11 protein-coding genes are annotated in these 9,592 nt (G+C 72.3%); 6 read left to right on the top strand and 5 right to left on the bottom strand.

Translation table 11 applies throughout. The features are described from left to right. A partial coding sequence (locus D7X74_RS34940; RefSeq protein WP_370450838.1) for an RCC1 domain-containing protein occupies positions 1-1,333 on the top strand: 1,333 nt, incomplete at its 5' end. Positions 1,334-1,444: 111 nt separating this feature from the next. After that, positions 1,445-1,879, top strand: a complete 435-nt coding sequence (locus tag D7X74_RS34935; protein WP_233595944.1) for a hypothetical protein — start codon at positions 1,445-1,447, stop codon at positions 1,877-1,879. 93 nt (positions 1,880-1,972) lie between these two features. On the opposite strand, the gene D7X74_RS34930 is transcribed toward D7X74_RS34935, so the two are convergent. Further along, complete coding sequence (locus tag D7X74_RS34930) at positions 1,973-2,392, bottom strand: STAS/SEC14 domain-containing protein (protein WP_147444514.1); 420 nt, start codon at positions 2,390-2,392, stop codon at positions 1,973-1,975. A 173-nt stretch (positions 2,393-2,565) separates the two neighbouring features. Here D7X74_RS34930 and D7X74_RS34925 point away from each other — a divergent pair, with 173 nt between their 5' ends. Further along, the gene (locus D7X74_RS34925; protein WP_120537324.1) at positions 2,566-3,249 is read left to right on the top strand and encodes a hypothetical protein; all 684 of its coding nucleotides are present in this window, start codon (positions 2,566-2,568) and stop codon (positions 3,247-3,249) included. Between the two features lie 28 nt (positions 3,250-3,277). On the opposite strand, the gene D7X74_RS34920 is transcribed toward D7X74_RS34925, so the two are convergent. Then, positions 3,278-3,733, bottom strand: a complete 456-nt coding sequence (locus D7X74_RS34920) for an STAS/SEC14 domain-containing protein (protein WP_147444515.1) — start codon at positions 3,731-3,733, stop codon at positions 3,278-3,280. A gap of 389 nt (positions 3,734-4,122) precedes the next feature. Here D7X74_RS34920 and D7X74_RS34915 point away from each other — a divergent pair, with 389 nt between their 5' ends. The 3 genes from D7X74_RS34915 to D7X74_RS34905 all read left to right on the top strand — a co-directional run bounded on the left by D7X74_RS34915 (position 4,123) and on the right by D7X74_RS34905 (position 7,464). Beyond that, positions 4,123-5,079: an ArsA-related P-loop ATPase gene (locus D7X74_RS34915; protein WP_233595945.1), complete on the top strand. Its 957-nt coding sequence runs from the start codon at positions 4,123-4,125 to the stop codon at positions 5,077-5,079. Continuing rightward, entirely contained in the window at positions 5,076-6,185 is a 1,110-nt protein-coding gene (locus tag D7X74_RS34910) for an ArsA-related P-loop ATPase (RefSeq protein WP_120537322.1), read from the top strand. The genes D7X74_RS34915 and D7X74_RS34910 overlap by 4 nt, the downstream gene beginning before the upstream one ends. Before the next feature lie 118 nt (positions 6,186-6,303). Continuing rightward, the gene (locus D7X74_RS34905; protein WP_120537321.1) at positions 6,304-7,464 is read left to right on the top strand and encodes a CBS domain-containing protein; all 1,161 of its coding nucleotides are present in this window, start codon (positions 6,304-6,306) and stop codon (positions 7,462-7,464) included. 36 nt (positions 7,465-7,500) lie between these two features. Here D7X74_RS34905 and D7X74_RS34900 read toward each other — a convergent pair whose 3' ends face one another. The 3 genes from D7X74_RS34900 to D7X74_RS34890 form a co-directional block, all read right to left on the bottom strand. Next, positions 7,501-8,301, bottom strand: a complete 801-nt coding sequence (locus D7X74_RS34900; protein WP_120537320.1) for a ubiquinol-cytochrome c reductase iron-sulfur subunit — start codon at positions 8,299-8,301, stop codon at positions 7,501-7,503. After that, positions 8,298-8,873 carry a YceI family protein gene (locus D7X74_RS34895; RefSeq protein WP_120537319.1) on the bottom strand — a complete coding sequence of 192 codons (576 nt, stop codon included), beginning with the start codon at positions 8,871-8,873 and terminating at the stop codon, positions 8,298-8,300. Before D7X74_RS34895 ends, D7X74_RS34900 begins: the two co-directional genes overlap by 4 nt. A 79-nt stretch (positions 8,874-8,952) precedes the next feature. Then, positions 8,953-9,592 (bottom strand): hypothetical protein (locus D7X74_RS34890; RefSeq protein WP_120537318.1); only part of this gene is annotated, 640 nt, incomplete at its 5' end.

Here is a 9,592-nt window from a genome sequence, read left to right as displayed (position 1 = left end):
CTTCACCACCCAGGCCAACCCCACCGTCCTCCAGCACTACGCCCCGTCGCTCCAGGGCCACCTCACGCTCCAGGTCACCGACGCCGCCGGAGGCCGCACCACCGCCACCTACCGCCTGGGCGCGCAGCAGTTCCCCGATGCCCCCGTCCAGACGGGCGGCCCCACCGACGTCGCCCAGCTTCGCGCCGGGGACAGCCACACCTGCGCCCTGCTCAACGACGGCTCCGTGCGCTGCTTCGGCAGCGGCGCGCAGGGACGGCTCGGCTACACCGGCACCGCCAACGTCGGTGACGACGAGACGCCCGCGTCCCTGGGCCCCGTGCCCCTCGCCCCCGGGGAGAAGGCCGTGCAGCTGGCCACCGGCCTGGGCCACACCTGCGCCCTGCTCTCCACCGGCCTCGTGCGCTGCTGGGGCGCCAACGCCTTCGGACAACTGGGCCTGGGCCACGTGCGCACCCTCGGTGACGACGAGCCCATCGCCAGCGTGGGCACCGTCCCCCTGGGCGGGGCCCGCGCGCTGCGCATCACCGCGGGCGACAACCACACCTGCGCCCTGCTCACCTCCGGCCGCGTGCGCTGCTGGGGCGCCAACGCGCGCGGACAACTGGGGTACGGCCACGTCCTCAACCTGGGCGACGACGAGGCCCCGCCCACCGACGACGTCCCCGTGGGCGCGCCCGTGCAGGACCTGGTCGCCGGCGGCAACCACACCTGCGCCCTGCTCTTCTCCGGCCGCATCCGCTGCTGGGGCGCCAACAGCTTCGGGCAACTGGGTTACACCCGTGACGACGATGTGGGTGACACCGAGTTGCCCTCCACCGCGGGCGACGTGGACGTGGGCGGCGCCACCGTGCAGCTCGCCCTGGGCGCCAACCACACCTGCGCGCTGCTGGACTCCGGCGCCGTGCGCTGCTGGGGCGCCAACAGCACGGGGCAGGTGGGCAACGGCAACCCCGACTACGCCACGCCCCGCACCCAGGTGGAGCTGGGCTCCGGCCTGCGCGCCGTCCAGGTGGCCGCGGGCGCCCAGCACACCTGCGCCCTGCTGGAGTCCGGCCAGCTCAAGTGCTGGGGCAACGGCGCCCGGGGCCGGCTGGGGCAGGCCAGCGTCCGCTCCCTGTCCGCGCCCCCGGCGACCGGCATCGACGTGGGCGGCGCCCCCGCCGTGTTCCTCACCGCCGGGGGGCAGCACACCTGCGCCGTGCTCGCCACCGGCCGCGCGCTGTGCTGGGGCTTCAACACCGCCGGACAACTGGGTTACGGCCACGTGCGCGCCATCGGTGACGACGAAGCGCCCGCGCTCGCCGGGAGCATCCTCCTGGTGTCGCCGTGACACCGCCACGACGCCCGGTCGCCTGCCCTCCGGCCTCACCGGGGTCGGTGCCGGAGCAGGTTGCTGGACACGGGGACCGTTACGAATCTCAGTCGGACGGAGGAATCCATCATGGCCGACAACGACAAGCGTCAGACGCCCCCGCAGCCCGCCGAGGACTTCTACGGGCGCCCGACCGGAGCGCCTCGGGACGACTCCGCCGCGCCCCGCGAGGGCCAGGGCTCCACGTCCTCCTCGCCTCGCGATGAAGAGGCGGACCGCAAGGCCCACCCGCGCCCCGACACGGACGACGATGACCGCCCCGAGCTCACCGAAGCCGACGAGAAGGGCGTCCGTCCCCGTGAGGCCGGCGACGCGGACGACCGCGACCTGACGCCCCGCGACGCCAGCGGCATGCATCCGTACGACCCTCGCGAGCGCGCTCCCGGCGCCTCGCTGGACGACATGCCGGACGGCGACGGTCCCCGCAGCGACGCGGGCACCAATCCCCTCTCCGACGTGTACCGCTACGGCCACCCGGACCGCATGCCGGACCGCGAACGCTGACCGGCGAAAGACAGACATCCTTCAAAACAACCGGGCCAGGAGCCGGGCACACCGTGCCCCGTCCTGGCCCTTGTCGCGTGCCCTGGGAGGGCCTCACCCCACGCGGCGCGGCGCGTGCTCCAGGCGGTGGGCGTCCACCCACGCCTGCGCCTGCGTCATCGTGTCCACGAAGACCGTGTCGAAGCTGGCCGCGTGCCCGGTGAGCAGCATCGCCACCGACATCGCCTTGCCCACCACCCGCTGCGACAGGTCGGAGCCCACGTACACCACCGAGCGCATCCACTCCGCGCGGACGTTGTTCGCCAGGTACTTGCGCGACTCGGCCGGCAGCTCCGAACCCGGCACCTCCGCCACCAGGTAGAACGGCCCGTGGGCCGCCATCTCCTCGTAGACGCGCAGGCACCACTTCGCATCCTGCAATCCCACCAACCCCACGTACCGCGTATGCAACGCGTCCGGCGCCAGCATCCGGATGCGATGCGCGCCGCACGTCCACTCGCGTGATTGATCCATTCGGTTCACTCCCCCCGTTCAGGCCTGCCCCCACCCTACGCCGACTCCCGCCATCCCAGGGAAGAGCCGCTCCGCGAACCTGCCCTGAAGGGCATGTCCTGCCTGTCCTTTGGATGTCAGACCCCCTGTGTACTGTGTACCCATTCCGACAGCCTTCCAGAGGGGGAATCACCGTGCCGGAAACCCGTGAAATGCCGCGAGTGTCGGTCAACAAGTTGGGCGAGTACCTCATCGCGACGCCCGCCCGCAGGAAGCGCATCATCCACGACCAGAAGCACCCGCCGGACGCGCAGTACCTGCGCTACCCGGAGGCGTCGTACGCCGTCACCGACTTCCTCTGCCGCGGCCTGGACATGAACGTGCTGCGTGAAGCGCAGCGCCGCTTCGCCTGCGCGGTGCCGACGTCGGAGTTCGAGGCGCAGCGCATGCAGTTGTGTTCAGAGGCGCTGGAGCGCTTCGCGGACCTGGTGCCGTGGCTGGATTTGGACGACGCCATCATCAGCCCGGTGGGCGCGGAGCCGCCGGTGCTGGAGATGGCCGGCGTCACCATCAGCGTGCGCCCGGAGGTGGTGGTGCAGCGGCTGGACAAGCAGGGCAACCCGCGCGTGGGGTTGATGAAGCTCTACTTCTCCAAGACGCACCCGCTGGACGAGCGGTCGGGGCAGTACATCGGCACGCTGCTGCAGCGCTTCGCGGAGCAGCACCTGTGCCGGCTGGGCCCGGCGGACCACCGGCTGATGACCGTGGTGGACGTGTTCGCGGGGTCGCTGTTCGTCGCGCCGCGCGCGCACATCCGCCGGCTGGGTGACGTGGTGCTCGCGTGCGAGGAGATCGCCGAGCGCTGGGCCGTCCACTGAAGCAGCGCCCGCCGACCGCGCCCCGTCCTCAGGGGAGCGGTCCGGCGGGAGGCAGGGCGTGGCGCTCGCGGTGCGCGTCCAGCCACTCGCGGGCCTCCTTGCGGGTCTCCAGGAAGCAGGCGTTCAGCCTGGTGCGCCCGGTGAACTGGAGCGCCACCACCAGCGCGCGCAGCACCTCGCGCTGGGAGCGCTTGCCCCCGAAGAAGACGACGGCGCGGAACCACTCCGGGCGCACGTGCTCGGCCAGGTACTTGCGCGGCGCCAGCGGCAGCGCGGTGCCATCCGTCATGGGCCCCATGGAGCTGCCCAGGTCCACCACGAGGTAGAAGGGCCCGCCCAACTGGGCGTGCAGCTCCTGGAGCACGCCCATGAGCTGGTGCACCTCCTCCTCGGAGAAGGTGCCGCGGATCGTCGCCCAGAGGACGTCGGACGACTCCAGCGACACGCGCTGTGCCCCGAAGACCCATTCCCGTAGCGCTGCCATACCCTCTCCCACGCAGAGTCTCCGAGGGTACTCAAAACCGGAGCAACGTCACCAGTCCGTGACGCCCTCTTTCCCGGGTGATGTGTCCACACGCGACCTCACGGGTCCCGCTCCCGCGCGCCGGGGGTGGCCCCGTGGGATGGGTGCGGCCGGGTCCCGTCGCGCCGTCGACACTCGCACGCGGGGTAACGGCGCCGGGTGAACGCCCTGTGTCCGGCGCGGTTTTTTCCGTGGGGGGAGGGTCTGCCGGGTGGTGAACAGAAGCCGCTATGATTGCCGGCAGGCGGCCGTGCGGACGGTCGCCGGTGGGTGCATCCCTGACCGGTTGTCGGGGCGCGCCTCCTTGCTCACTGTGAAGGGTCTCGCGCGAAGGCGCGGTGGATGGGGGCGTGGTGCTGGACTCCTTGTGGAACAAGCGCGCCGTGCTCGTGTCGGGCAAGGGCGGCGTGGGGAAGACGACGCTGTCCGCGGCCATGGCCGTGGCGGCGGCGCGCTCCGGGCGTCCGGTGCTGCTGGCGGAGCTGTCCCCGGACGAGGGCGGTCCGTCCCACCTGGCGGGCCTGGTGGGCGCGAAGGACGCCGGGGCCAAGGTGGTCCCGGTGCGGCCGAACCTGTCCTTCGTGCGCCTGTCCGCCTCCGAGGGTCACCGCCAGTTCCTGGAGGAGACGCTGCCGGCGAAGTGGCTGGCGGAGGCCGCGCTGCGCTCGCGCGCGCTCCGGCGCTTCCTGGAGGCCGGGCCCGCGCTCAAGGAGATGGGGCTGCTGTACCAGATGCTGACGCTGGTGCGGCGCACGCACCCGGATGGCCGGCCCCTGTACCCGCTGGCGGTGTTGGACCTGCCCGCCACCGGCCACGCGATGGCGCTGGCCACGCTGCCCCGAAGCCTCCTGTCGCTCATCCCGGGCGGACCCATTGGCCGCGCGATGCGCGAGGGCCTGGACCTGTTGCAGGACCCCAAGCGCACCGGCGTGGTGCTCACGACGCTGCCGGAGCCCCTGCCGGTGAGCGAGACGCTGTCGCTGGCGAAGGAGCTGAAGGACGTGGGCCTGCCCTTGTCCGTCGCGGTGCTCAACCGGCTGCCGGAGGACCCCTTCACGCCGGAGTCACTCGCGGCGCTGGGGCGTTTGTTGGAAACCCATGGGCCGCACCGGGGCCAGCGGGCGCTGGAGCGGCTTGAGCGCGCCCGGGAGGCCCGCCAGCGGCTCCAGGCGGGCACGGCCGTGCCACAATGGGGGCTGCCGGACCTGGCGCTCACCGGGCCGGCGTTGGTGGAGCGGCTGTCGGAGCTGTTGGTGCCCACACTCGAGGAGGCCGCCCATCCCGGCGGCCGGGAGGCCACACCATGAACCTGGACGCCATGCTGCGCGACAAGCGGGTCATCGTCCTGTGCGGCGCCGGAGGGGTGGGCAAGACGACGACGGCGGCGGCCCTGGGCGTGGCCGCGGCGCGCGCGGGGCGCCACGTGCTGGTGCTCACCATCGACCCGGCGCGCAGGCTGGCGGAGGCCATGGGGCTGAAGGAGAACGGCCCGGAGCCCACCACCGTGCCCCCGGAGCGGCTCTACGCGGACGGCCCCCGGGGCGAGGGCCGGCTGGACGTGTGGATGCTGGAGCCGCGCGTCGTCTTCGAGCGCATGGTGCGCAAGCTGTCCGCCACGGAGAGCGCCGCGCGCTCCATCCTGGACCACCGGCTGTACCGCTTCCTGTCGGAGCTGGTCGCGGGCGTGCAGGAGTACGCCGCCGCGGAGGCCCTGGACGGCTTCCTCACGGACGGCCACTACGACCTCATCCTCCTGGACACCCCGCCCAGCCGCCATGCGCTGGACTTCCTGGAGGCGCCGGGCCGGCTGGCGCGCTTCCTGGATGACCGGGTGATTTCGCTCTTCGGGCCCGACTCCGGCCGCACCGGCCGCCTGTGGCAGGGCGCGCAGGCGCTGGTGGGCAAGGTGCTGGATGGCGTCTTCGGCGGAGGCTTCGCGCAGGAGATGCGCACGTTCGTGGGGGCCTTCGGCGGGCTGTTCGCCGGCATCCGGCTGCACACGGAGCGGCTGCGTGCGCAGCTGGCGTCCAAGGACGCGGCCTTCCTGCTCGTCACCTCGCCGGAGGCCGCCGCGCTGCGTGAGGCCACCTTCTTCAAGGACACGCTCCAGGCGCGCGGCCTGCCCTTCGCGGGCTACGTGCTCAACCGGAGCTGGGCGCGCGAGGATGGGCTCGCCCCGGCCGCCAACCTGAAGCCCCACGCCCTCAACGCCGTGGACACCGACGCGGTGCTCGCGCTGGAGCACCTGGCGGGCGTGGAGGACGCGCGCGCGAACGCCCACCGTTCGCTGCTGGCGCGGCTGGCGGAGGGGCTGCCCCTGGGCGCCATGGCCATCGCCGCGCCGGACGCGGGCGCGGACCTGGAGGACTTCCGGGGACTGGTGCACCTGGGCGAGGCGCTCACCGTCGCCTGACGTCCGCGCTGGCACCCGGCAGGGCGGACGGGCAACCGTCGCCGCTCCCGGTCGGTTGGAGCTTTGCGCGCTTCGTGCGGCTTCCCATGTTCGTCAGGCCAGGAGGCTTGCGACGCACATGGGAACCAAGGACTACAGCAACGGCAACGGGCGGCACGACCTGGGGCGCGCGGATCGCTCCACCCCGCCCACCGACGCCATGGCCACGCACCGCTCACCGGACACGGCCCCCCCGGGCTCGCGGGAGCGCGCGGAGTCCGACGTGAGCGGGTGGAACCCCGCGCGCGATGAGGAACCGTCCGAGCGCCAGGGACGCTTCCACCGCGCCGCCGCGTGGCGCCTGGGCCAGGTGCGCACCGACGTGGATGACACCGGCACCTGGCGCGAGGACCGCGAGGGCGAGCACGGAGGCAGCGTGGGCCCGTACGGCCGCGACGACCGGGACGTGCGCGCCGCCACCGGACAGCCGCCCCGTGACCGCGAAGAGCGGAGTGTGCGCTCCGCCGGTGCTCGGGACGGACAGGACGTGCGCCCCGTGGCCATCCAGAATCCCCACGGACGCGACGACGTGCGCTCCACGACCGGACAGGGCGCCTACGGACGCGATAACCGGAGCGTGCGCCCCTCCGGGCAGGTCGCCGGCCGGGTGATGGGGGACCAGGAGCTGGAGATGCATCCCCAGCGCGCCGACTACCGCGACTGGGACCGCACCGGTTACGGCGGCGAGGAGCCGCTCCTGCGCGACCGCCGACCCCAGGTGTCCCGCGAACAACCCGCGCGCTCGACGCCGAGCCCCTCGGGCACGACCTCGCGACGCAGATGGCAGCGCGAGCCGCTCACCGCGCGCGACATCATGACCCGCGCGGTGCGCACCGCCCGCCGCGACAGCACCCTGCGCGAGGTGGCGCAGTTGATGAAGGAAGAGGACTGCGGCGTCGTGCCCATCGTGGACGCGGAAGGCCGGCTGTTGGGGCTCGTCACGGACCGGGACCTGGCGCTGCGCGCCTTCACCGGCGACCGCGCGGTGGACGGCCTGCGCGCGGCGGACGTGATGACGGAGGACATCGAGGCGGTGTTGCCGGAGGAGAACCTGCACGGCGTCATCGACCTGATGGGCCGCAGACAGGTGCGCCGCGTCCCCGTCGTGGAGCCCGACGACCGGCTCGTGGGCATCATCGCGATGGGGGACATCGCGAGCCGCGCGGATCAGGACGAGGAGTTGCAGGACGCGCTGGAGCGCATCTCCTCGCGGCGCTCGTTCTGGAGCCGGCTCCGCTAGCCGCACCCGTGAGGCGCGGCGCACGAAGCCCGCGCCTCACGCGATGGTGACGACCACCTCGGTCGTGGTCGCGGCCGTGGTGAACTTCTTCAGGTCGGACGTGGCCACCCCGTCGATGCGGGCACCCGTCTTGGTGAACGTCGACGCATGGCAGGGGCACAGCAGCCCGTCCACGCTCGACTCGAACTCCACCGGGCAGCCCTGGTGCGGACAGATGGAGTCCACCGCCGAATAGGTGCCGTCCTCCAGCTTGAAGATGAACACCGTCTTGCCGTAACCGTTGGGGTTGCCGCTCACCATGCCGCCGGTGTCCTGGAGCGCGGGGAACTGGGCGAACGTCAGCGTCAGCGTCCCGTTGACCACCGAGGGGAAGTTGTCGTCACCGGACTTGAGCGAGATGCTCAGCACCTGGGTGCCCGCGTTGTACGTGGCCACGTACGACTTCAGCGGCACCGTGGCGGGCGCGTTGGTCACCGCGCCCGTCAGGTCGAAGCGCGACAGGTGGCAGGGACACACGGCCTCCTTGCCATCGAAGCCCATGGGGCAGCCCACATGGGTGCAGGTGGCGGACAGCACCGCGTAGGTGCTGTCCGAGGGGTGCACCACCAGCAGGTTCTCCTGCCCGGAGCCGCCCGGAAAGCGCAGCGTCACCGAGCCGCCCACGCGGGACAGGTCCGGGTAGCGCTGCACCACCAGCGACACGATGCCGTCCTCACCCGGGGCGGGCACGTCCAGCAGCGGCGAGGGGTCGATGTCCGGCGCGCACGCGGGGATCCCCGCGACGGCGACGCCCGTGCCCAACAGCTTCTTGAAGAAGTCGCGACGCGACGAGCTCACGTGCCCTCCTGGAAGACGAGGTGGGGCTCCAACACCAGCTTGTCATCCACCTTCACCATCAGCAGCGTGGGGCGCTCAATCTTGTAGCCCTCCAGGCTGACTTCGAAGGTGCCGTCCGCGGTCACCTGCTTGGCGGACGTGAACTTCACCGTCATGGGGACCTCCACGTCCTTCGTCACGCCGTGGAAGGTGAGCTTGCCCTTGAGGGTCACCGGCACGGAGCCCGGGAAGGTCGCGGGGGGCTTCACGCCGGTGGCCACGGCCTTGAGCTCGATGAGCGGGAACTTCGCCGCCTCCGTGACCTCCAGCATGTGCGTGTCGCGGTTGGAGTTCTGCGAGTCGAAGTCCTTCACCTGCGCGCGCACGGCCACCTGGAGGGTGCCGTCCGGCTTCAGCACGGCCTTGCCCTCGCTGGGGGGCGCCTTGCCGGACACCTCGTGCAGCTTGTGGATGAGCTTGTAGGTGAGCGTGCTGGCGTCCTTCTTCACCGAGTACAGCCGCGGGGCGTCCTGCGCGGCGGCGGGGAGCGCGAGCATCAGGGCGGCAAGCGTGGCGAGTCGTCGAACAATCACGGCGTCCTCCAGAGGGGGTACGGCTCTGCCTCCGCACAACGGCCGGCGCGCGGAGACATTCACGGCAGGGGGGTTCACGTCAGAAGGTGAGCGTCACGATGCCCGCGGCGACACAGCCCAGCGTGGCATAGCCAACCACCTGGTGCGCGGTGGCGTACTTGGGCTCCTGCAGCTCGCCGTAGCTGTGGGTGGCCAGGATGCCCAGCACGGCCTGCGCGACCATGCCGGCGGTGGCCAGGCCCATGAAGATTTTATGGAACGTCACCGAGTCCCACTGGAAGGCGCGCTCCACCGGATCCGGCGCCAGGATGCCCAGCGCGCCCACCGTGGCGAACAGCAGCGACGTGCCGATGACGACGCCCCGGTGCCACGCGAGCAGCGACCGGTCATCCCCGCCGCCCCGGAACGAGCGGTTGAACTGGATCTGCCCCAGCACCGTGGCCGCCGTGAGGCCACCCGCCATGCCCAGGCCCAGGCCCTGGTGCAGCAGGAGCATGGTGCGGCGCGTCTTGAGCTGACCCTCCAGCTCCGGATCCAACAGGCCCGCGGTGGCCTCCGCCTCCGGCGCGAGCAGGTCGAAGTCCAGGCTGGGCTCCGAGGTGGAGGAGCCCGTGGAGGGCTGCGACTCCGGGGTGGCGGACACCGGCGGCGCCACGTCCGGCGTCACCGGCTGGGGCGCGGCGGCAGGGGCGGACTCCGCGGGCGCCGTCTCCTGGGGC

Origin of the sequence: Corallococcus sp. CA047B, assembly GCF_003612065.1 — a bacterium.
GTDB classification, from domain to species: Bacteria; Myxococcota; Myxococcia; order Myxococcales; family Myxococcaceae; genus Corallococcus; species Corallococcus praedator.
Note: the sequence above shows the minus strand (reverse complement) of the source record. Positions and strands in the feature narration are given on the sequence as shown.

Bases quoted from the DNA above. Each gene is read 5' to 3' on its own strand.
- D7X74_RS34935 (WP_233595944.1), top strand. From the start codon at position 1,445: ATGGCCGACAACGACAAGCGTCAGACGCCCCCGCAGCCCGCCGAGGAC.
- D7X74_RS34930 (WP_147444514.1), bottom strand. From the start codon at position 2,392: ATGGATCAATCACGCGAGTGGACGTGCGGCGCGCATCGCATCCGGATG.
- D7X74_RS34920 (WP_147444515.1), bottom strand. From the start codon at position 3,733: ATGGCAGCGCTACGGGAATGGGTCTTCGGGGCACAGCGCGTGTCGCTG.
- D7X74_RS34910 (WP_120537322.1), top strand. From the start codon at position 5,076: ATGAACCTGGACGCCATGCTGCGCGACAAGCGGGTCATCGTCCTGTGC.
- D7X74_RS34905 (WP_120537321.1), top strand. From the start codon at position 6,304: ATGGGAACCAAGGACTACAGCAACGGCAACGGGCGGCACGACCTGGGG.